The sequence below is a fragment of the Klebsiella sp. GG_Kp146 genome, assembly GCF_040061975.1.
Lineage (GTDB): Bacteria > Pseudomonadota > Gammaproteobacteria > Enterobacterales > Enterobacteriaceae > Klebsiella > Klebsiella quasipneumoniae.
Map to the genome: position 1 here is coordinate 12,771 of NZ_JBEAHA010000024.1, position 21,455 is coordinate 34,225.

22 protein-coding genes and 1 riboswitch are annotated in these 21,455 nt (G+C 59.0%); of the genes, 9 read left to right on the plus strand and 13 right to left on the minus strand.

Annotated elements, in window-relative coordinates; all coding sequences use genetic code 11:
- Nucleotides 1–159: 159 nt before the first annotated feature.
- A complete protein-coding gene (gene dcuB / locus ABLU95_RS20410) occupies nt 160–1,500 on the plus strand; it encodes an anaerobic C4-dicarboxylate transporter DcuB (RefSeq protein WP_004206756.1) in 1,341 nt (446 codons plus the stop codon).
- Nucleotides 1,501–1,543: 43 nt separating this feature from the next.
- Here the strand turns inward: dcuB and ABLU95_RS20415 are convergent, their stop codons facing one another.
- From ABLU95_RS20415 to ABLU95_RS20460, 10 genes are all read right to left on the minus strand, one after another.
- Complete coding sequence (locus ABLU95_RS20415) at nt 1,544–1,861, minus strand: PTS lactose/cellobiose transporter subunit IIA (RefSeq protein WP_004206755.1); 318 nt, start codon at nt 1,859–1,861, stop codon at nt 1,544–1,546.
- 3 nt (nt 1,862–1,864) lie between these two features.
- Nucleotides 1,865–2,170 (minus strand): PTS sugar transporter subunit IIB, encoded by a 306-nt coding sequence (locus ABLU95_RS20420; RefSeq protein ID WP_002884150.1) that lies wholly within the window; start codon nt 2,168–2,170, stop codon nt 1,865–1,867.
- 172 nt (nt 2,171–2,342) lie between these two features.
- A complete protein-coding gene (locus ABLU95_RS20425; protein ID WP_017901111.1) occupies nt 2,343–3,875 on the minus strand; it encodes a sensor domain-containing diguanylate cyclase in 1,533 nt (510 codons plus the stop codon).
- 316 nt (nt 3,876–4,191) lie between these two features.
- Nucleotides 4,192–5,325 carry a 2-iminoacetate synthase ThiH gene (gene thiH / locus ABLU95_RS20430; RefSeq protein WP_023291594.1) on the minus strand — a complete coding sequence of 378 codons (1,134 nt, stop codon included), beginning with the start codon at nt 5,323–5,325 and terminating at the stop codon, nt 4,192–4,194.
- Complete coding sequence (gene thiG, locus ABLU95_RS20435; protein WP_004206751.1) at nt 5,322–6,092, minus strand: thiazole synthase; 771 nt, start codon at nt 6,090–6,092, stop codon at nt 5,322–5,324. Before thiG ends, thiH begins: the two co-directional genes overlap by 4 nt.
- Nucleotide 6,093: 1 nt before the next feature.
- Nucleotides 6,094–6,294 carry a sulfur carrier protein ThiS gene (gene thiS, locus ABLU95_RS20440; RefSeq protein ID WP_017901114.1) on the minus strand — a complete coding sequence of 67 codons (201 nt, stop codon included), beginning with the start codon at nt 6,292–6,294 and terminating at the stop codon, nt 6,094–6,096.
- On the minus strand, nt 6,278–7,033 hold the full coding sequence (gene thiF, locus ABLU95_RS20445; RefSeq protein ID WP_348880346.1) for a thiazole biosynthesis adenylyltransferase ThiF: 756 nt from the start codon (nt 7,031–7,033) through the stop codon (nt 6,278–6,280). The genes thiS and thiF overlap by 17 nt, the downstream gene beginning before the upstream one ends.
- Nucleotides 7,026–7,661: a thiamine phosphate synthase gene (gene thiE, locus ABLU95_RS20450; RefSeq protein ID WP_101978687.1), complete on the minus strand. Its 636-nt coding sequence runs from the start codon at nt 7,659–7,661 to the stop codon at nt 7,026–7,028. Before thiE ends, thiF begins: the two co-directional genes overlap by 8 nt.
- Nucleotides 7,661–9,556, minus strand: coding sequence for a phosphomethylpyrimidine synthase ThiC (gene thiC, locus ABLU95_RS20455; RefSeq protein ID WP_048296413.1), 1,896 nt, complete (start codon nt 9,554–9,556; stop codon nt 7,661–7,663). Before thiC ends, thiE begins: the two co-directional genes overlap by 1 nt.
- 84 nt (nt 9,557–9,640) lie before the next feature.
- A riboswitch (TPP riboswitch) is annotated at nt 9,641–9,765 on the minus strand.
- A 53-nt stretch (nt 9,766–9,818) separates the two neighbouring features.
- Nucleotides 9,819–10,316: an Rsd/AlgQ family anti-sigma factor gene (locus ABLU95_RS20460; RefSeq protein WP_023291598.1), complete on the minus strand. Its 498-nt coding sequence runs from the start codon at nt 10,314–10,316 to the stop codon at nt 9,819–9,821.
- A gap of 94 nt (nt 10,317–10,410) precedes the next feature.
- On the opposite strand from ABLU95_RS20460, the gene nudC reads away from it, so the two are divergent.
- From nudC to ABLU95_RS20490, 6 genes are all read left to right on the plus strand, one after another.
- Nucleotides 10,411–11,184 carry an NAD(+) diphosphatase gene (gene nudC / locus ABLU95_RS20465; RefSeq protein WP_023291599.1) on the plus strand — a complete coding sequence of 258 codons (774 nt, stop codon included), beginning with the start codon at nt 10,411–10,413 and terminating at the stop codon, nt 11,182–11,184.
- Nucleotides 11,185–11,224: 40 nt separating this feature from the next.
- A complete protein-coding gene (gene hemE / locus ABLU95_RS20470; protein ID WP_348880349.1) occupies nt 11,225–12,289 on the plus strand; it encodes a uroporphyrinogen decarboxylase in 1,065 nt (354 codons plus the stop codon).
- Between the two features lie 12 nt (nt 12,290–12,301).
- Nucleotides 12,302–12,973: a deoxyribonuclease V gene (gene nfi, locus ABLU95_RS20475; RefSeq protein ID WP_348880350.1), complete on the plus strand. Its 672-nt coding sequence runs from the start codon at nt 12,302–12,304 to the stop codon at nt 12,971–12,973.
- A gap of 42 nt (nt 12,974–13,015) precedes the next feature.
- A complete protein-coding gene (locus ABLU95_RS20480; protein WP_348880351.1) occupies nt 13,016–13,606 on the plus strand; it encodes a YjaG family protein in 591 nt (196 codons plus the stop codon).
- A gap of 186 nt (nt 13,607–13,792) precedes the next feature.
- Nucleotides 13,793–14,065, plus strand: a complete 273-nt coding sequence (gene hupA / locus ABLU95_RS20485; protein WP_002884342.1) for a nucleoid-associated protein HU-alpha — start codon at nt 13,793–13,795, stop codon at nt 14,063–14,065.
- Nucleotides 14,066–14,077: 12 nt separating this feature from the next.
- The gene (locus ABLU95_RS20490) at nt 14,078–14,773 is read left to right on the plus strand and encodes a DUF1481 domain-containing protein (protein WP_023319466.1); all 696 of its coding nucleotides are present in this window, start codon (nt 14,078–14,080) and stop codon (nt 14,771–14,773) included.
- A 3-nt stretch (nt 14,774–14,776) separates the two neighbouring features.
- On the opposite strand, the gene zraP is transcribed toward ABLU95_RS20490, so the two are convergent.
- Nucleotides 14,777–15,214 carry a zinc resistance sensor/chaperone ZraP gene (gene zraP / locus ABLU95_RS20495; protein WP_101978684.1) on the minus strand — a complete coding sequence of 146 codons (438 nt, stop codon included), beginning with the start codon at nt 15,212–15,214 and terminating at the stop codon, nt 14,777–14,779.
- A gap of 258 nt (nt 15,215–15,472) precedes the next feature.
- On the opposite strand from zraP, the gene zraS reads away from it, so the two are divergent.
- Both zraS and zraR read left to right on the plus strand, forming a co-directional pair.
- A complete protein-coding gene (gene zraS, locus ABLU95_RS20500; RefSeq protein WP_348880353.1) occupies nt 15,473–16,867 on the plus strand; it encodes a two-component system sensor histidine kinase ZraS in 1,395 nt (464 codons plus the stop codon).
- Nucleotides 16,854–18,185, plus strand: coding sequence for a sigma-54-dependent response regulator transcription factor ZraR (gene zraR, locus ABLU95_RS20505; RefSeq protein ID WP_348880355.1), 1,332 nt, complete (start codon nt 16,854–16,856; stop codon nt 18,183–18,185). The genes zraS and zraR overlap by 14 nt, the downstream gene beginning before the upstream one ends.
- On the opposite strand, the gene purD is transcribed toward zraR, so the two are convergent.
- The gene (gene purD, locus ABLU95_RS20510; RefSeq protein ID WP_043523029.1) at nt 18,175–19,470 is read right to left on the minus strand and encodes a phosphoribosylamine--glycine ligase; all 1,296 of its coding nucleotides are present in this window, start codon (nt 19,468–19,470) and stop codon (nt 18,175–18,177) included. The genes zraR and purD overlap by 11 nt on opposite strands.
- A 15-nt stretch (nt 19,471–19,485) precedes the next feature.
- Nucleotides 19,486–21,075 carry a bifunctional phosphoribosylaminoimidazolecarboxamide formyltransferase/IMP cyclohydrolase gene (gene purH / locus ABLU95_RS20515; RefSeq protein WP_023291607.1) on the minus strand — a complete coding sequence of 530 codons (1,590 nt, stop codon included), beginning with the start codon at nt 21,073–21,075 and terminating at the stop codon, nt 19,486–19,488.
- Nucleotides 21,076–21,455: the final 380 nt, after the last annotated feature.

Genomic DNA, 21,455 nt, shown 5'->3' on the forward strand with positions numbered 1-21,455 from the left:
ATGAATCATGGGATTACTGCTGCTGCTTTATCTTCGGCGCGTCGGCTCTGGAGAGGGATCGCTGCATCTCATGCTTCCCCCAACAAGGCGCAGAAATAATCCCGGCAGGCAGGTAGGGATCATTACTTTAGGTCTGAGCGGACAGGCTCTGGGGGCTGCATGGAATTCGCGATACAACTCATTATTATCTTAATTTGTCTGTTTTATGGTGCCCGAAAAGGCGGTATTGCGCTGGGGCTGCTGGGCGGCATCGGTTTAGTGATCCTCGTCTTTGTTTTTCATCTCCAGCCGGGTAAACCGCCGGTTGATGTGATGCTGGTGATCATTGCGGTGGTGGCCGCCTCGGCGACGCTGCAGGCGTCCGGCGGCCTGGATGTCATGCTGCAGATTGCCGAGAAGCTGCTGCGGCGAAACCCAAAATATGTCTCTATTGTGGCGCCTTTCGTCACCTGCACGCTGACTATCCTCTGCGGTACCGGTCACGTGGTGTATACCATCCTGCCGATTATCTACGATGTGGCGATTAAGAATAACATTCGCCCGGAGCGTCCGATGGCCGCCAGCTCCATTGGCGCCCAGATGGGGATCATCGCCAGCCCGGTCTCGGTGGCGGTGGTCTCGCTGGTGGCGATGCTGGGGAATTTTACCTTTAACGGTAAACATCTGGAGTTTCTCGATCTGCTGGCGATAACCATTCCTTCCACACTGCTGGGCATTTTAGCCATCGGCATCTTCAGCTGGTTCCGTGGCAAAGATCTGGATAAAGACGAAGCCTTCCAGGCGTTTATTGCGGTACCGGAGAACCGCCATTACGTCTATGGCGATACGGCGACGCTGCTGGATAGAAAGTTGCCCACCAGCAACTGGATAGCGATGTGGATTTTTCTGGCCTCCATCGCTGTGGTGGCGCTGCTCGGCGCCTTCTCTGAACTGCGTCCGGCCTTTGACGGTAAACCGCTGTCGATGGTGCTGGTGATCCAGATGTTTATGCTGCTCTCCGGGGCGCTGATCATCATCATTACTAAAACCAACCCGGCATCGATTTCCAAGAATGAGGTCTTTCGTTCGGGAATGATCGCTATCGTCGCGGTGTACGGCATCGCCTGGATGGCGGAGACCATGTTTGGCGCTCACATGACCGAAATTAAAGGGGTGCTCGGGGAGATGGTCAAAGAGTATCCATGGGCCTATGCCATCGTGCTGCTGCTGGTTTCGAAGTTTGTGAACTCGCAGGCGGCAGCGCTGGCGGCGATTGTTCCGGTGGCCCTGGCCATCGGCGTCGACCCGGCCTATATCGTGGCTTCTGCGCCGGCCTGCTATGGCTACTATATTCTGCCGACCTACCCCAGCGATCTGGCGGCAATCCAGTTTGACCGCTCAGGGACCACCCATATTGGCCGCTTTGTGATTAACCACAGCTTTATCCTGCCCGGGCTCATCGGCGTTGGCGTCTCCTGCGTTTTTGGCTGGGTATTCGCTGCGATGTACGGCTTTCTGTAAGCGGGGACGGGCGCCGGCAGCGACGCCCGTTCAATTCGAGAGATTATTGCGCGAGGGGCAGGCGACGGTATAGTTCAATCATATCGGTCGCCAGATCCTGAATGACCATGGCGTTCATCAGATGGTCCTGAGAATGCACGGTGATCAGGTTGACCGGTAGCTTACCGCTGCCTTCATCCAGGCCGATAAGCTGGGTCTGAATTTTATGCGCATGTTTGACGAACTCATGGGACTCGGCCATGGCCTGCTCCGCTGCGGCAAAATCGCCTTTCCGCGCCAGCTGTAGCGCCGTCAGCGCCGCGCTGCGCGCAGAACCCGCGTTAACCAGCAGCTCCATGATGATCGTTTCTAAATCTTCCATCGATTACTCCAGCATCTTAAGGGCTTTATCCAGAACGGCATCACCTTTCATCATGCCGTAGTCCATCATATCGATCACGGCGACCTTTTTGCCGAACGGGTCGGCCAGCGCCTGCAGCTTCGCCTGCTCATATTTCACCTGCGGGCCGAGCAGAATAATGTCGGCGGCGGCCAGATTATCTTTAAACTCGGCGACCGGTACGGCCTTGATTGAGACCTCAACACCTTTCTTCTGCGCGGCATCTTGCATACGCTGAACCAGCATGCTGGTAGACATACCGGCGGCACAGCACAAAACGATATTCTTCATAGTCAGTGGCCCTTGTGTTCCGTGATGTCTTATGTTTATCGCGGCCCTGGCGATGCGACAACCGCTTTACCTTGATTGTGTGTAAGTCATCACACAAAAATTGAAACCGGTTTCATTTTTGCCGGAAAAAATAAAAAAGCCCACCGAAGTGGGCGGTTGCGGCGCTAAAGTCCTAGGCGCGCAGGATACGGTTTTTACCCTGCTGTTTGGCTTTGTACAGCGCTTCATCGACGCTCACCACCAGTTTATCCAGCGGCTCCATGTTCCATTCCCCCAGCCCGGCGCTGAAGGTGACCGTCAGGCCATCTTCGCGCCAGGTGCGCCGTTCGACGTTTACCCGCCATGTTTCCAGCAGCGTGCGGGCGTTATCAATATGTTCGGCAGGAAAGACCACCGCGAACTCTTCACCACCATAGCGATAGAGGGATATCTCCAGCGGCTGGAGGACCTGCAGCCCTTCGCGGGCGACGTTACGCAGAACGATATCGCCGTTGAGGTGACCCCAGGTGTCGTTGATCGATTTAAAGTTATCGATATCGACCAGTGCGAGGGCGAACGGCTGATGATCGTTCATCAGCGCGGCAATATCGCTGTCGAAGGCGCGGCGGTTCTTGCAGCCGGTGAGCGCGTCAATGGTCGCCTGGCGGACGTAGGTCAGTTCGCGCTGCTTATTAGTTTCAATGGCTTTACTCAGCATCGCCTCGAGGCGTGGGGCGCGTTTGACGTCGCCGGTTTTAATCGCATTGATGATATTCATCAGCACGGTGCGGGAGGCATGACGCAGATAAAGGCCGAACAGGATGATGATGATCGCCGCGAGGGCGAAACCGCCGATCACTAAATTGGTTTCATGGCGCGTCAGATTAACCAGGGTAGTGTTATCGACACGGAAAATCACAAACCAGTCGGGATTGGTAAAGGAGTAATAGTAATACCAGGTGTCGCTCCCGGGATCGTAAAGCTGCCCCTCGCCGCTGGTCATTTTATCCATCAGCTCATTACTGACGAAGGGTTTAAACAGCGCGCCAGGGTCGGAGTGCAGGACCACTTTGCCATCACGCTGCACCACAAAAAACTCGCCCTGTACGGGGGCCACCATCTGGCGCAGCGCGAACCCCATGGAGGTGAGATCGAGATGAAAGGCCAGGCTGCCCTTGAGTTTCCCCTCCGGGGTGATGATGGGTTTGAAAATGGTAATCGTCGGATGGTGGGTAAAAAAATCCATATATGGGCTGGTGTAGTGGCTGAAGGTGCTGGCTTCCGCCTGTTTGATAAACCAGGGTCGCGTTCTGGGATCGAAAGCCTGACTGTCTTCATTTTCCAGCACCTCCGGGGCGCGCAGATAGTGGCCCTCGGTATCCGCCAGCGAGATGGATGAGACGCTCGGCATCATGTTCTGTAACTGCATCAGCGTCGTTAACCCTTTCTCCGGTTCCACATTGACTGCGCGATTCAGTTCGTCATTGCGGGCAAAGAAGGCGACCGCGCGCCCAAGGATAAAATCATTTTCCCGCAGCAGGGTTTCCGTGTAGTTGATCGCCAGGTTGTGGGTAAAGTTGCGGTTAATGTCGTGATAATCTTCAAGAAAATCTTTTCGCTGCGCCAGGGTGACAAAAATAGCGATCAGCATAAAACTGAGCAAGATGCCGGCAAACCCCACGACGATCGGCGTCGTGAAAGAGAGCTTTCTGTTGTGTAGAGCCATGAATCGTTAATCGTCCCGGATGTATAAACCATGGGTCCGAACGCAGGTTGCGACTGCGACGCCTGCCGATCGAATCAGTTAACTATTGCTCAATTATAACTCTGAGGCCTTCATGTATCGTGATTTATATTCGGCGACAATGAACAGGCCCTCGATCAGCGCGGAGAGGCAGGGCGAAAATGAGGAAGAAAAGGTTCGCCCTGGTCAGCGTCCGCTGCTGACCCGGGCAGAATAGAAAAAGGGCGCCTGGCGGGCCAGCCTCCGTTTTTCATCTCTCGTGCAGGCGCGCAAAAATATCAGGCGCTTACACTGTACATCATGAGGTTTGCGAGGCGCGTCCCAGCCAGCTGTCCCAGTCTTTCCACACCGGCTGCAGGCCGCGGGCAGCCAGCGCGCTGGCGACTTCTTCAGGCCGACGGTCATCGTGCGGCGCGAACTGCTCAAGCTCCGGATGGTCGTCGGCGTAACCCCCGGGCTGGGTTTTGGAGAAGGCGCTGACGTTATTGATCGCCAGCGGGATCACCCGGTCGCGGAACCAGGGGGATTCGCGGGTGGATAGCGATAGCTCAACCTCCGGCGCCAGCAGGCGGAAGGCGCAGATGGTCTGCACCAGCTGACGCTCATCCATTAGCGAGGCCGGTTCAATGCCGCCGGCGCAGGGACGCAGACGCGGGAAGGAGACCGAATAGCGGCTGCGCCAGTAGCGTTGCTGCAGCCATAACAGGTGCTCAGCGACCATAAAGCAGTCCACCCGCCAGCTGTCGGAAAGGCCGATCAGCGCGCCAAGGCCGATCTTATCGATCCCCGCCTCGCCCAGGCGATCCGGCGTATCCAGCCGCCAGAAGAAATCCTGCTTTTTCCCTTTCAGGTGGTGCTGAGCGTACATGCTTTCGTGATAGGTCTCCTGATAGACCATCACCCCGTCGAGCCCCAGGGTTTTCAGCTCGGCATACTCGTCGGTCGCCAGCGGCTGCACCTCCATATGCAGCGAGGCAAACTGGCTGCGGATTGCCGGCAGGTGCTGGCGGAAATAATCCATTCCCACCTTGCCCTGATGCTCACCGGTCACCAGCAGCAGATGCTCAAAGCCCAGGTCGCGGATCGCGGCGCACTCGCGGGCAATCTCGGCAGCATCCAGCGTCTTGCGCTTAATGCGGTTGCTCATCGAGAAGCCGCAGTAGGTGCAGTCGTTGGCGCACAGGTTGGAGAGATACAGCGGCACGTAGAAGCTGACGGTATTGCCGAAGCGCTGACGGGTAAGCCGCTGCGCGCGCTGGGCCAGAGGTTCAAGATACCCGGCCGCCGCCGGCGAAAGCAGGGCCATCATGTCGTCGCGGGTCAGCTGTTTGGCCGCCAGCGCCCGTTCGACATCGGCGGCGGTTTTACCGTTGATGCGCAGGCGGATGTCGTCCCACTCCAGCTGCCGCCAGCGATCGCTGAAGGTTTTCATGCCAGCGCCTCCAGGAATCCGGTGAGCGGGCTGGTGGCCTGCGCCTGCGCGCTGCGCGCCCCCGGTCCGGCCTGACGGGCCAGCAAGCCGGCCTCGACCGCCATACGGAAAGCGTGGGCCATGGCCACGGGATCGTCGGCGACGGCAATAGCGGTATTGACCAGCACCGCGTCCGCGCCCATTTCCAGCGCCTGCGCCGCATGGCTTGGGACGCCGATGCCGGCGTCGACCACCACCGGCACCGTCGCCTGCTCGATAATAATCTCCAGCATGGCTTTGGTTTCCAGCCCCTGATTGGAGCCGATCGGCGCGCCCAGGGGCATCACCGCCGCGCAGCCAGCCTCTTCCAGCCGTTTACACAGCACCGGGTCGGCGCCGCAGTAGGGCAGCACCACGAACCCTTCGCGGACCAGCAGCTCCGCCGCTTTCAGGGTTTCAATCGGGTCGGGCAGCAGCCAGCGGGCGTCCGGGTGGATCTCCAGTTTCAGCCAGTGGGTGCCCAAGGCTTCCCGTGCCAGACGGGCGGCAAACACCGCCTCTTCCGCTGTCTTGGCGCCCGAGGTATTCGGCAGCAGGCTGACTCCCGCCGCCAGCAGCGGGGCGAGGATGGCGTCATTGTGCTGACGTAAATCGACGCGCTTCATCGCCAGGGTGACCAGCTGGCTGCCCGAGGCGCGAATCGCCTCAACCATCACCTCCGGGGCGGCGAATTTGCCGGTACCGGTGAAAAGATGGGATTCAAATGTTTTGTCTGCAATACGTAACATGTCAGCCTCCAGCGATAACCTGAAAAAGCAGGACTCGATCGCCTTCCTGCAAGAGATGATCTTCCCACCGGTCGCGCGGCAGAATGTGTTGATTGAGCGCCAGCGCGACGCCCGGCTGCAGCTGTTCGAGCTGGGTCAGCAGGGCGCTGACGCTGAGATGGTCGGCGCACGCCAGCGGCTCGTCGTTAAACCAGATCTGCATGCCGCCCTCCGCAAATCGGGCAGTCCCGGGAACGCTGTAGCGCCAGGTTACGCCAGTTGCTGGTGCGGGCGTCGAACAGCCGCAGAGTGTTGCGCGGCGTCGTCATGCCGCTGAGCAGCTTAATGGCCTCCAGCGCCTGCAGCGTGCCCATCATGCCGACCACCGGGCCGACGATCCCCGCGGTGCGGCAGTTGCGCTGCGGTTCGTCGCTATCCGGCCACAGGCAGCGATAGCAGCCCTGCGTCCAGGGGGGGGTGAGCACCATCAGCTGACCGCCGAAGCCGACGGCGCTGGCGGTCACTAACGGGATGTCGAGGGCCACGCAGGCGGCATTGATCGCCTGGCGGGTGACCATGTTATCGGTACAGTCCAGCACCACGTCCGCTTTCGCCACCTCGGCGCGCAGCGCCTCGCCGCTTAATCGCTGCTGGAGCGCAACCAGTTTGATCTGCGGATTTAGCTGGCTGAGCCGCATCTTTGCCGCCGCGGCTTTTGGCCGATCGATATCCGCGCTGGTGAACAGGATCTGCCGCTGCAGATTGCTGAGATGCACGGCGTCGTCATCGGCCAGGGTCAGCGTCCCGACGCCAGCCCCGGCCAGATAGAGCGCCGCCGGGGAGCCCAGCCCGCCAAGGCCGATAATCAGCACCCGGCTGGCTAACAGCTTCTGCTGCCCCTCGATGGCGATATCCTCCAGCAGCAGCTGACGGCTATAGCGCATAAAGTCGTGATCATTCATCGCCCGCTCCCGCCAGCGCCAGCAGCTGGTCGGTCGCTGCCCGCCAGTCCGCCGCCTGGGTGATGGCGCTGACCACTGCGATGCTGCCGACGCCTGTCGCCAGCACCGCCGGGGCCTTTTCAAGGCTAATTCCGCCGATCGCCACGGTGGGGTAATCCGCCAGGCGTTGGATATGTCTGGCAAGCTGCTCGAGCCCCTGCGGCGCGGAGGGCATCTGTTTGGTTTGCGTCGGGAAGACGTGACCCAGGGCGATGTAAGAGGGGCGCGCCGCCAGGGCGACATCAATCTCCATATCGTCATGGGTGGAGACGCCCAGACGTAGCCCGGCTTGGCGGATGGCGCTCAGATCGGTGGTTTCCAGATCTTCTTGTCCGAGATGCACGCCGTAGGCCTGGTGCTTGATTGCCAGTCGCCAGTAATCGTTAATGAACAGCCGGGCGTGATAGCGGCGGCCAAGGGCGATGGCGGCGATGACGTCATCCTCCACCTCGCTGTCGCGTCGGTCTTTGATGCGTAACTGAAGAGTACGTACCCCGGCTTCGAGCAGGCGCTCAATCCACGCCACGCTGTCCACTACCGGGTAGAGTCCGAGACGAAACGGGACGGGTGGAAAATCAGGCTGATACATCAGACTTCCTCCTGTTTCAGGTAGATTTCGCCGCCGCGGGCGCGGAAGTGATGCGACATATCGGCCATGCCGGCGTCGATGGCCTGTCTGGCGGCGTAGTCGCGGACTTCCTGAGTGATCTTCATTGAGCAGAATTTCGGACCGCACATGGAGCAGAAGTGGGCAACTTTGCCGGATTCCTGCGGCAGGGTTTCATCGTGATAGGCCCGGGCGGTAAACGGATCCAGCGCGAGGTTAAACTGGTCTTCCCAGCGGAATTCAAAGCGCGCCTTCGACATGGCGTTATCGCGGATCTGCGCCCCGGGGTGACCTTTCGCCAGGTCGGCGGCGTGGGCGGCGATTTTGTAGGTAATCAACCCCTGCTTCACATCCTCTTTGTTGGGCAGGCCGAGATGCTCTTTCGGCGTGACATAGCACAGCATGGCGCAGCCGAACCAGCCGATCATCGCCGCGCCGATGCCGGAGGTGAAATGGTCGTAGCCCGGAGCAATGTCGGTGGTGAGCGGCCCGAGGGTGTAGAACGGCGCTTCGTGGCAGTGCTCCAGCTCTTCGGTCATATTGCGGCGGATCATCTGCATCGGCACGTGGCCGGGGCCCTCGATCATCACCTGCACGTCATACTCCCAGGCGATTTTCGTCAGCTCGCCGAGGGTGCGCAGCTCGGAGAACTGCGCTTCGTCGTTGGCATCCTGAATGGAGCCGGGGCGCAGGCCATCGCCCAGCGACAGCGACACGTCATAGGCGGCGCAGATTTCGCAGATTTCGCGGAAATGCTGGTAGAGAAAGTTTTCCTGATGGTGCGACAGGCACCATTTGGCCATGATTGAGCCGCCGCGCGAAACGATGCCGGTCAGACGCTTCGCGGTCATCGGGACGTAGCGCAGCAGTACGCCGGCGTGAATGGTGAAGTAGTCGACCCCCTGTTCGGCCTGTTCCAGCAGGGTATCGCGGAAGGCTTCCCAGGTGAGGTTCTCGGCGATGCCGTTGACTTTCTCCAGCGCCTGGTAAATCGGTACGGTGCCGATCGGTACCGGGCTGTTACGCAGGATCCACTCGCGGGTTTCGTGGATATAACGGCCGGTGGAGAGATCCATCACCGTATCGGCGCCCCAGCGGGTGGACCAGACCAGCTTCTCGACCTCTTCTTCGATGGAGGAGGTCACCGCCGAGTTGCCGATATTAGCATTCACTTTTACCAGGAAGTTGCGGCCGATAATCATCGGCTCAGACTCCGGGTGGTTGATATTGGCCGGGATGATGGCGCGCCCGGCGGCCACTTCATCACGGACGAACTCAGGGGTGATGTTTTCCGGCAGGCGGGCGCCGAAGCCTTCACCGGCATGCTGCTGGCGCAGAACTTCGCTGCGAATACGTTCGCGGCCCATGTTTTCGCGAATGGCGATGAACTCCATCTCCGGGGTGACGATCCCCTGGCGGGCGTAGTGCAGTTGGGTAACACATTTGCCGGCAACGGCGCGTTTTGGCGTCAGCTGGCTATTGAAGCGCAGCTCATCAAGGCCGTCATCGGCCAGCCGCGCTTTGGTATAGGCCGAGCTGCGTTCGCTGAGCGGGGCGCAGTCATTGCGCGCGTCGATCCACGGCTGGCGCAGCCTGGCCAGCCCCTGGCGGACATTAATGCCAATATCCGGGTCGCCATAAGGTCCGGAGGTGTCATACACCGGGATCGGTTCGTTGGCTTCGTACTGTGGGTTATCGTTATCGCCGCCGACGAGGGTTGGGCTGAGCTGGATTTCACGCATTGGGACGCGGATATCCGCTTGTGAACCTTGAATGTAGATACGGCGCGAATTAGGGAAAGCAGCGCCTTCCAGCGTATCGATAAATCGCTGCGCGTGCTCGCGTAGCTCACGACGGGTCAGTTTGGTAGTAGACATAGCGCATTCCAGATGAAAAGGACATGGCTTGTCAGACGACGGATGGAGTAACAGATGCGATCGGCCCTGACGGACTGACGCGAACAGCAGTTTACTCTTGTTCCCTTCGCAGGTATTAGCCTGATCAGGTTCCGCGGATCCCGAATTAACGGTCTCAGCCTTTTCCACGTTAGCCTTCACATGGAAAATAAGCACTCCGACAAGATGACATCCCCTCCGGAGAGGGGGAATGAAGGTAAACTACTCGTTAATTGCGCACAACTCAAGCGGTCGGGGCAATATTATCGCGCACCTCATCGTTCAGATGATGGGCGACGGCGAGGGCGATCAGTTTATCTTCCAGGGCGAAACGCGCTTCCAGCGACTCGCCGATATCCGACAGCGCCTGCTGAAACTCAAGGTAGTTATCATGATCAATGGCGTTTTCGAGGCAGGTATCGTAGTAGTCCATCATCTGCTGGGTATTGGCTTCCAGCTGCGGGTAAAGCCGGGTGGCGGCTAAAAGTGGGGTATCGCCTTCCATTTCGCCAATAATGCGTTCATAAATACTAAAATGACCGGACGAGAGGTAATCCACCAGACTTTGGCAAAAGTCATCCAGCGCCTTTTCGTTTAGCCGCATAAACGACTCTTTGCCCGGTTTCAGGCCAACCAGATTGTAGTAAGCCACGAGCAGATGCTTACGCACTTGTAGCCAGCGATCGACCAGTTCATTACTACCGCCAACGCGCTCCGTCAGATTTTCCAGCTGGTTTAGCATGATTGACTCCGCTAGTTTTGATTTAAATCTGCTCACCAAAAATGTAAATATAATGTTAACAACATGCCAGTGAAGCAAAGGTAGTGCAATAGATATGGATCGTATTATTGAAAAATTAGATCGCGGCTGGTGGGTTGTCAGTCACGAACAAAAATTATGGTTGCCAGGTGGAGAATTACCACATGGCGAAGCGGTTAATTTCGATCTTGTCGGCCAGCATGCGCTGCATATCGGCGAATGGCAGGGCGATCCGGTGTGGATGGTGCGCCAGGATCGCCGCCATGACATGGGATCGTTACGCCAGGTGCTGGATCAGGATCCGGGACTCTTTCAGCTGGCGGGACGGGGGATCCAGCTCGCCGAATTTTATCGATCGCATAAATTTTGCGGCTACTGCGGTCACCCGATGCATGCCAGTAAAAGCGAATGGGCGATGCTGTGCAGCCACTGTCGTGAACGTTACTACCCGCAAATTGCCCCGTGCATTATCGTCGCTATCCGTCGCGACGATGCGATCCTGCTGGCGCAACATACCCGACATCGCAATGGGGTACACACCGTGCTGGCCGGGTTCGTCGAGGTCGGCGAAACCCTCGAGCAGGCCGTTGCCCGTGAGGTGATGGAGGAGAGCGGTATCCGGGTGAAAAATCTGCGCTACGTGACTTCTCAACCGTGGCCGTTCCCGCAGTCGCTGATGACTGCCTTTATGGCGGATTACGCGGAGGGCGATATCGTGGTGGATAAAAAAGAGTTACTCAGCGCGGACTGGTACCGCTATGACGATCTGCCGCTTCTGCCGCCGCCGGGGACGGTGGCGCGCCGGCTTATCGAAGATACCGTCGCGATGTGTCGGGCAGAGTTCGAGTGACATGTTACACTGGGCGTATCAACGCTAAAGGAATGTAAAAATGACCGAACTGAAGAACGATCGTTACCTGCGCGCGCTGCTGCGTCAGCCGGTTGATGTCACCCCGGTGTGGATGATGCGCCAGGCGGGCCGCTATTTACCGGAGTACAAAGCCACCCGTGCGCAAGCGGGCGACTTTATGTCGCTGTGTAAAAATGCCGAGCTGGCCTGCGAAGTGACGCTCCAGCCGCTGCGTCGTTACCCGCTGGACGCGGCGATCCTCTTTTCGGACATCCTGACCATCCCGGACGCCATGGGGCTGGGGCTGTACTTTGAGGCAGGCGAAGGCCCGCGCTTCACCTCGCCGGTGAAAAACAAAGCCGACGTCGACAAGCTGCCAGTCCCGGATCCCGAGCAGGAACTGGGCTACGTGATGAATGCCGTGCGCACCATTCGCCGCGAACTGAAAGGCGAAGTGCCGCTGATCGGTTTTTCCGGTAGCCCATGGACGCTGGCGACCTACATGGTGGAAGGCGGCAGCAGCAAGGCTTTCACCGTCATCAAAAAGATGATGTACGCCGACCCGCAGGCGCTGCACGCGCTGCTGGATAAGCTGGCGAAGAGCGTCACCCTGTATCTCAACGCGCAGATCAAAGCCGGCGCGCAGTCGGTGATGATTTTTGACACCTGGGGCGGGGTGCTGACCGGCCGCGACTACCAGCAGTTCTCCCTCTACTACATGCATAAAATCGTCGATGGCCTGCTGCGGGAAAACGAAGGCCGCCGCGTGCCGGTGACGCTGTTCACCAAAGGCGGCGGTCAGTGGCTGGAAGCAATTGCGGAGACCGGCTGTGACGCGCTGGGTCTCGACTGGACCACCGATATAGCCGATGCCCGTCGTCGCGTGGGCAACAAAGTCGCGCTGCAGGGCAACATGGATCCGTCCATGCTCTATGCGCCCGCCGCGCGTATTGAAGAAGAAGTCGCGACCATCCTCGCCGGCTTTGGTCAGGGGGAAGGCCACGTCTTTAACCTCGGCCACGGCATCCATCAGGACGTTGATCCTGAGCATGCGGGCGTCTTTGTTGAAGCGGTGCATCGTCTTTCCGCACCCTATCACCAGTAGGAGATCAGCCATATGGATTTAGCCGCACTCCGTATCCAACAGCAACAGTTAGCCGCGTCGGTAGAGCGGGCGGATCGACTGGATCGCGACCCGCCAGTATTGATCGGCGGTGCGGATGTCGGGTTTGAGCAGGAAGGGGAGGTCACCCGAGCTGCGATGGTGCTGCTGACCTGGCCTGAACTGGAGCTGGTGGAGTATCAGGTGGCGCGCGTCGCCACCTCCATGCCCTATATTCCCGGCTTTCTCTCGTTTCGCGAAACGCCTGCGCTGCTGGCGGCGTGGGGGCAGCTTTCGCAAAAACCGGACTTGTTGTTTGTTGACGGACACGGTATTTCCCATCCCCGGCGGCTGGGCGTCGCCAGCCATTTTGGCCTGATGATCGACGTGCCGACCATCGGGGTGGCGAAAAAACGGCTGTGTGGAAAAATCGGCGAACTGGGTGATGCCCCCGGCGCGCTGGCCCCGCTGATGGATAAAAATGAACAACTGGCCTGGGTCTGGCGCAGTAAAGTCCGCTGCAACCCGCTGTTTATTAGCACCGGCCACCGGGTGGGCATGGACAGCGCCTTAATGTGGGTCGAACGCTGCATGCGAGGCTATCGTCTGCCCGAGCCGACGCGCTGGGCTGATGCGGTGGCGTCCCGTCGTCCGTCATTTGTGCGTTGGCAAGCAAATCACAGCTGATTCAGGTACACTGCGCCTAATTTCTGACTTCGAGAATTCATCATGTTACAAAACCCGATTCACCTGCGCCTGGAGAAGCTGGAAAGCTGGCAGCATGTCACTTTTATGGCCTGCCTGTGCGAGCGTATGTACCCCAACTACGCGATGTTCTGCAAGCAAACCGAGTTTGGCGACGGCCAGCTGTACCGTCGTATCCTGGATCTGATCTGGGAAACGCTGACGGTCAAAGATGCGAAGGTGAATTTCGACAGTCAGCTGGAGAAACTGGAAGAGGCAATCCCGGCGGCAGATGATTTCGACATGTACGGTGTTTATCCGGCCATAGACGCCTGCGTGGCGTTGAGCGAACTGATCCATTCCCGTCTGAGCGGCGAAACGCTCGAGCACGCGATCGAGGTGAGCAAAACCTCCATCACCACCGTGGCGATGCTGGAAATGACCCAGGAAGGCCGCGAAATGACCGACGAAGAGCTGAAAGCGAACCCGGCGGTAGAGCAGGAATGGGACATTCAGTGGGAAATTTTCCGCCTGCTGGCCGACTGCGAAGAGCGTGACCTTGAGCTGATAAAAGGCCTGCGCGCGGACCTGCGTGAGGCCGGCGAGAGCAATATTGGTATAAATTTTCAGCAGTGAGACCAGAAAACGTGATTTACCGCCTGAATTGTAGCGTCTGAAGGCTTCCATTCCGCCCCCCGTCTGGTCTACATTTGGAGGGCGAAAAAAAGTGGCTATCGGTGCGTGTATGCAGGAGGGTGCTTTTTTGGCATTTCCGTCGCACTCGATGCTTAGCAAGCGATAAACACATTGTAAGGATAACTTATGAACAAGACTCAACTGATTGATGTAATTGCGGACAAAGCTGACCTGTCCAAAGCACAGGCTAAAGCTGCCCTGGAATCTACCCTGGCTGCAATTACTGAGTCTCTGAAAGAAGGTGATGCTGTTCAACTGGTTGGTTTCGGTACCTTCAAAGTGAACCACCGCGCTGAGCGTACTGGCCGCAACCCGCAGACCGGTAAAGAGATCAAAATCGCTGCAGCTAACGTGCCGGCATTTGTTTCTGGCAAAGCACTGAAAGACGCAGTTAAGTAAGACCGCGTGGCAGTGAACAGTTTTATCGAAGGGGCTATTAAGCCCCTTTTGTCTGTCTGGCGCCGGCCTCTGGCGCTGGCGGGCATCCTGTTGCTAACTGCCTGCAGCCATAACGCGTCGCTACCACCGTTTACCGCCAGCGGTTATGCGGACAACCAGGGGGCGATGCGTATCTGGCGTAAAGATTCTGGCGATGAAGTCCATCTTCTCGCCGCCTTCAGCCCGTGGCGTCACGGGGACACCTCGACCAGCGAATATCGCTGGCAGGGCGATCAGCTGACGCTTATTGAACTGAATGTCTACGGCAAGCCGCCGGAACATATTCGCGCCCGCTTCGACGCGCAGGGCGATCTGAGCTTTATGCAGCGGGAAGTTGACGGGCAGAAGCAGCAGCTCTCCAGCGACCAGGTCGCGCTGTACCGTTATCGCGCCGAGCAGATTCGCCAGACCAGCGACGCCCTCCGTCAGGGTCGGGTCGTCCTGCGTCAGGGGCGCTGGAACGCCGCCGCGCATACCGTCCTGACCTGCGAAGGGCAGACGGTGACGCCCGACCTCGATAGTCGGGCGCTGGCGCACATTGAACGCCGCCAGAGCCACGCTTCCGCCGCGGTGAGCATTGCCTGGCTTGAGGCGCCGGAAGGCTCTCAACTGCTGCTGGTGGCCAATGAAAACTTCTGCACCTGGCAGCCGACGGAAAAAAGCTTCTAACCTTTACCAGTGATTCATGCCCCTATGACCGCCGCCGCTACCGCGACAGCCGCCATATCCCATGCCTGCGCCGCGGGGAACGCCTGCCTCAGCCAGCGCGAGATCAAATTTCACCCGCTGCTGATCCAGCTTCTGGCGTAAGCCTTCCATCTCCTGAGCGACGGCTTTAATCTTGCCGCTGTCCGGCTTTTGCGCCGTGAGCAGCGCATTGTACTCATAGCGTTTGGACTGCAGCTGCTGGCGAAGGGCGCTGGTTTGCGCATAGTAGTCGTTATGCAGCTTTTGCGCGGTAGCCTGCTGCTCCTGGGTCAGCTGGCTGTAGCCCTGGTTGCCCATCCCGTTATTGTTGCCCCAGTGGTGGTTGGCCCAGGCCGCGTTGCTGCCGAAGGTCAGCGCGGCAAGGGTGACGAGGGCGAGAGGTAAGTTACGGTTCCGTTTCATGGCATTTTCTCCTGTGTGGTTTCTCCCGGTATTGCATCTTCCATGCCAGCCTGAAAAAGCCCGTCCGAACAGGCCTGCCGAGGCCGTGGCAGAGAAGGCGAGTAAAAATGACCCGTTCCGCCCGGGACCGGCGAGTCATTTTTACTCGCTAAAGCGCAGGCGATATGTTTGAGAGCAGGTTTGGCCGTGCGGAAACATGGCATGATTTCTGCTGAAAGATCCTGCTGATAGCGAAAAGGAGATGACAAGGACTCGCCGATGAAGATCAAACCTTTTTCCCGGGACGCTGCCGCTGGCGCGCTGAGCTGGCTGCTGACCGGTACGGTGGTGCTGCTGGTGGTGCTGTTCTCCGCGATGATCGTCCGCGATTACGGTCGTGAGACGACCGCCGCCCGACACACTATTGAGGAGAAGGGGAGCGTACTGATCCGCGCGCTGGAGTCCGGCACGCGCGTCGGCATGGGAATGCGGATGCATCACGCGCAGCTGCAGGCCCTGCTGGAAGAGATGGCCTGGCAGCCGGGCGTCCTGTGGTTCGCGGTGACTGATGACAATGGCACCATCATCGCTCACAGCGATCCGCAGCAGGTGGGCCAAACGCTCTACAGCCCCGCGCAGATGCGTGCGCTGGCGGTTGGCGAACAGGCGCGCTGGCGGCGGCTTAGCGAGCCGCAGCCGGCCATTGAGGTCTATCGCCAGTTTCGCCCGCTCAATCCGGCCCGCGGCCACCATAGGGGCATGATGAATCGCGGCGACAGCGCCCTGGCTCAAGCCACCGTCCCGCAGGTGATTTTTATCGCCTTTGATAGCCGTGAGCTGGATGCCGCGCAGGCCCGCGGGCAGCGGAATATGGTCATCATGCTGGGCGCCGCCGCGCTGGTGACAGCGGCAACGATCCTCGCCCAGTTCTGGTTCCGCCGCTATCGTCGCTCGCGGAAACAACTGCTGGAGGCGATGGCCCGCAAAGAGAAACTGATGGCGCTTGGCCATCTGGCGGCGGGCGTGGCGCACGAGATCCGCAATCCACTCTCGTCGATTAAAGGGCTGGCGAAATATTTTGCCGAGCGCACGCCGCCGGGCGGCGAGTCGCATCAGTTAGCGCGGGTGATGGCCAAAGAGGCCGACCGCCTGAACCGGGTGGTCAGCGAACTGCTGGAGCTGGTCCGGCCCGCGCATTTAAATTATCAGCCGGTGGATATCAACGCGCTTATCCACCACTCATTACAGCTGGTCAGCCAGGATGCGCAGAGTCGCGGGATCGCGCTGCAATTCACTCCGCGCCCGGAGCTCTCCACGATCAACGCCGATGCCGACCGCCTGAACCAGGTGCTGTTGAACCTGTACCTGAACGCGATGCAGGCGATTGGCCGTGACGGCGTCATTCGCGTATCGGCAAGCGAAGCTGACCGTCAGCGGATGAAAATCGTCGTCGCAGATAACGGTAAAGGGATGACTGCCGAAGAGCTGCAGGCCATCTTCACCCCCTATTTCACCACCAAAGCGGACGGCACCGGGCTGGGGCTGGCGGTGGTGCAGAATATTATCGAACAACATGGCGGGACGATCCGCGCCGAAAGTCAGCCGGGGGCTGGAGCGATATTTACGCTTTGGCTACCGATTGATGCTCAACGGAGGGAAGATGAGCAGCGATAAGGTACAGATTCTGGTTGTCGATGATGACATCAGCCACTGCACGATCCTGCAGGCGCTGCTGCGCGGCTGGGGCTATCAGGTGGCATTAGCCCACAACGGCCTGCAGGCGCTGGAGCTGATCCATCAGCAGGTCTTCGACCTGGTGCTGTGCGATATTCGCATGGCGGAGATGGACGGTATCGCGACGTTAAAAGAGATTAAAGCCTATAACCCGGCGATCCCGGTGCTGATCATGACGGCGTTCTCCAGCGTCGATACGGCGGTGGAGGCCATCAAGTCCGGGGCGCTGGATTATCTGATTAAACCGCTGGATTTTGACACGTTACAGCAGACGTTAGTCCAGGCGCTGGCACACACCCGGCATAGCGAGGGCGAACACCCCGCCGCAGCGAGTTCGCGCTGGGGCATGATAGGCGACAGCCCGGCGATGCAGGCGCTTCTTGATAATATTACGCTGGTAGCCCCTTCGGATGCGACGGTGCTGATCTATGGGGAGTCGGGAACCGGTAAGGAACTGGTGGCGCGCGCCATCCACGCCTGCAGCGGGCGCGGTGATAAGCCGCTGGTGACGCTCAACTGCGCGGCGCTGAATGAGTCGCTACTGGAGTCGGAACTCTTCGGCCATGAAAAAGGGGCGTTTACCGGCGCGGATCGGCGACGTGAAGGGCGCTTTGTCGAAGCGGATGGCGGCACGCTGTTCCTCGATGAAATTGGCGATATCTCACCATTGATGCAGGTCCGGCTGCTGCGGGCGATTCAGGAGCGGGAGGTGCAGCGGGTCGGCAGCAACCAGACGCTTGCCGTTGATGTGCGGCTGATCGCCGCCACCCACCGCAACCTCGCGGAAGAGGTAAGCGCCGGGCGTTTTCGCCAGGATCTCTATTACCGCCTGAACGTCGTGACTATTGAGATGCCGCCGCTGCGCCGGCGCCGGGAAGATATTCCGCCGCTGGCGCAGCACTTTCTCAAACGCTATGCCGAACGCAATCGTAAGGCGGTAAAGGGGTTCACGCCACAGGCGATGGATCTGCTGATCCACTACTCCTGGCCGGGCAACATTCGCGAGCTGGAAAACGCGGTGGAGCGGGCGGTGGTGCTACTGACCGGGGACTATATCTCCGGGCGGGAATTGCCGCTGGCGATTGCGGGTACGCCGCTGCCGTCAGGCGGGAGCGAGGAGGGGCTGATTCAGCCGCTAGTGGAAGTCGAAAAAGAGGTGATTCTGGCGGCGCTGGAAAAAACGGGAGGCAACAAAACCGAAGCCGCCCGTCAGTTAGGCATTACGCGGAAAACGCTGTTGGCGAAACTTAGCCGTTAGCCTTTTCGCGCTCAATGGCGCGCCAGCCGATATCGTTTCGGCTAAAGCTGCCATCCCAGCGAATATCGGTCAGCAGCTGATAGGCGCGCTGCTGCGCCTGCGCTACGGTATCGCCCAGGGCGGTGACGCACAGTACGCGCCCGCCGTTGGTGACCACGCGCTGGTCGTCAGACAGTTTCGTGCCGGCGTGGAAGACTTTACCGTCTGCCGCTTCCTGCTGCGGCAGGCCATGGATCTCATCGCCCGTGTTGTAGTTGCCCGGATAGCCGCCGGCGGCAACCACTACCCCCAGCGATGCGCGGTCATCCCACTCGGAGGTTTTCTCATCCAGCTTGCCGGCGCAGGCGGCGAGGCACAGCTCTACCAGGTCAGATTTCATGCGCAGCATGATCGGCTGGGTTTCCGGATCGCCAAAGCGGCAGTTGAACTCAATGACCTTTGGGTTGCCCTGCTTGTCGATCATCAGACCGGCATACAGGAAACCGGTATAGGTGTTGCCTTCCGCGGCCATGCCCTTCACGGTTGGCCAGATAATACGCTCCATGGTGCGCTGATGGACTTCATCAGTCACGACCGGCGCCGGAGAATAAGCGCCCATCCCACCGGTGTTCGGGCCGGTATCGCCGTTGCCGACGCGTTTGTGATCCTGGCTGGTGGCCATCGGCAGGACGTGCTCGCCGTCGACCATCACAATAAAGCTGGCCTCTTCGCCATCGAGGAACTCTTCAATGACGATGCGGTGTCCGGCGTCGCCAAAGGCGTTACCGGCCAGCATGTCTTTGACCGCCGCTTCGGCTTCCTCAAGGGTCATCGCCACGATAACGCCTTTACCCGCCGCCAGACCGTCGGCTTTGATGACGATCGGCGCGCCTTTCTCGCGCAGGTAAGCCAGCGCTGGCTCAACTTCGGTGAAGTTCTGGTATTCCGCCGTCGGGATGTGATGACGCGCGAGGAAATCTTTGGTGAAGGCTTTCGAGCCTTCCAGCTGCGCCGCGCCTTCGGTTGGCCCAAAGATGGCGAGCCCGGCGGCACGGAACGCGTCGACCACGCCAATCACCAACGGCGCTTCCGGACCAACGATGGTCAGGTCGATATTTTCATCCTGAGCGAAGCGCAGCAGCGCCGGAATATCGGTGACGCCGATGGCGACGTTTTGCAGCGACGGCTCCAGCGCGGTACCTGCGTTGCCCGGCGCAACGTAGACGGTATCAACCAGCGGCGATTGGGCCGCTTTCCAGGCCAGGGCGTGTTCACGCCCGCCGTTGCCGATTACTAATACTTTCATCTGCAGCTCCATGAATTAATGGCGGAAGTGGCGCATATCGGTGAAGATCATGGCGATGCCGTGTTCGTCAGCGGCGGCAATCACTTCGTCGTCGCGGATAGAGCCGCCCGGCTGGATAACGCAGGTGATGCCGACCGCAGCCGCGGCGTCAATCCCATCGCGGAACGGGAAGAAGGCATCGGAGGCCATGGCGGAGCCTTTCACTTCCAGACCTTCGTCACCGGCTTTAATCCCGGCAATTTTCGCCGAGTAGACGCGGCTCATCTGGCCGGCGCCTATGCCGATGGTCATATTGTCTTTGGCATACACGATGGCGTTGGATTTGACGAATTTCGCCACTTTCCAGCAGAACAGCGCATCGCGCAGCTCTTGCTCGCTCGGCTGACGTTTACTGACCACGCGCAGTTCGCCTGCGGTGACCATACCGAGATCGCGGTCCTGAACCAGCAGGCCGCCGTTGACACGTTTGAAATCGAGACCGGCAACGCGCGCTTCCCACTGACCGCAGGTCAGTACGCGGACGTTCTGCTTCGCGGCAGTGATTTTCAGCGCTTCTTCGCTGGCGGACGGGGCGATGATCACCTCGACAAACTGGCGAGAGATGATCGCCTGCGCGGTGTCGGCATCCAGCTCGCGGTTGAAGGCGATGATGCCGCCGAACGCGGAGGTCGGGTCGGTTTTGTATGCGCGATCGTAGGCGTCAAGGATCGAGTCGCTGACGGCAACGCCGCACGGGTTAGCGTGCTTAACGATCACGCAGGCCGGTTCGTTGAACTCTTTCACGCACTCCAGCGCCGCATCGGTATCGGCAATATTGTTATAGGAGAGCGCTTTACCCTGCAGCTGGGTAGCGGTTGCCACGGAAGCTTCTTTGACATTCTCTTCTATATAGAAGGCAGCCTGCTGGTGGCTGTTTTCGCCGTAGCGCATATCCTGCTTCTTAATGAAGTTCAGATTCAGGGTGCGTGGGAAGCGGCCAGCGGCTTCTTTGCTTTCGCCGTGATAGGCCGGAACCATGCTGCCGAAGTAGTTGGCGATCATGCTGTCGTACGCGGCGGTGTGTTCGAAGGCTTTAATGGCGAGGTCGAAGCGGGTGTCCAGCGTCAGGGAGCCTTCGTTGGCGTCCATTTCATTAATGATGGCGGTGTAGTCGCTGCTCTTCACCACGATGGCGACATCTTTGTGGTTCTTCGCCGCGGAGCGGACCATGGTTGGGCCGCCGATATCGATGTTTTCCACCGCGTCTTCCAGCGAGCAGCCTTCACGAGCGACGGTTTGGGCAAACGGATAGAGGTTAACGACCACCATATCAATAGGCGCGATACCGTGCTGCTGCATGATGCCATCATCCTGACCGCGACGACCGAGGATGCCGCCGTGTACTTTCGGATGCAGGGTCTTCACGCGTCCATCCATCATTTCCGGGAAACCGGTGTAGTCAGAGACTTCGGTTACCGGCAGGCCTTTATCTGCCAGCAGGCGGGCGGTGCCGCCGGTGGACAGCAGCTCGACACCACGAGCGGAAAGCGCCTGCGCGAATTCGACGATACCGGCCTTGTCAGAAACACTGAGCAGAGCGCGGCGGACTGGACGACGTTGTTGCATGGTATTAAATCCCCAGGATTTGAACATTACAGAGAGCGTTAGGTGAGTTTTTGCCTAAAAACTCACCTAACGCACCCAACCGGGCATCCGTGTCATAGCGCGGCATTGTAACGAAAACGTTTGCGCAACGCTCGCGAATTTTTATCTTTCTCTTTAGGCCGATGGTTCTCCTTCTATATAGCTGCCGATCCGCGGGGCGTGCGGTCATGTTTTGACGCTCTCCTGTGGATAATTCTGTGTGTAAAGAGGTATAAAGCGGGGTTTTGCTGGGGAATGCAGCAGTCAGTCATTTTTCTGCCATTTTTCTATTGCGGGCGCTCGAGAACTCCCTATAATGCGCCTCCATCGACACGGCAGATGTGAATCACTTCACACAAACA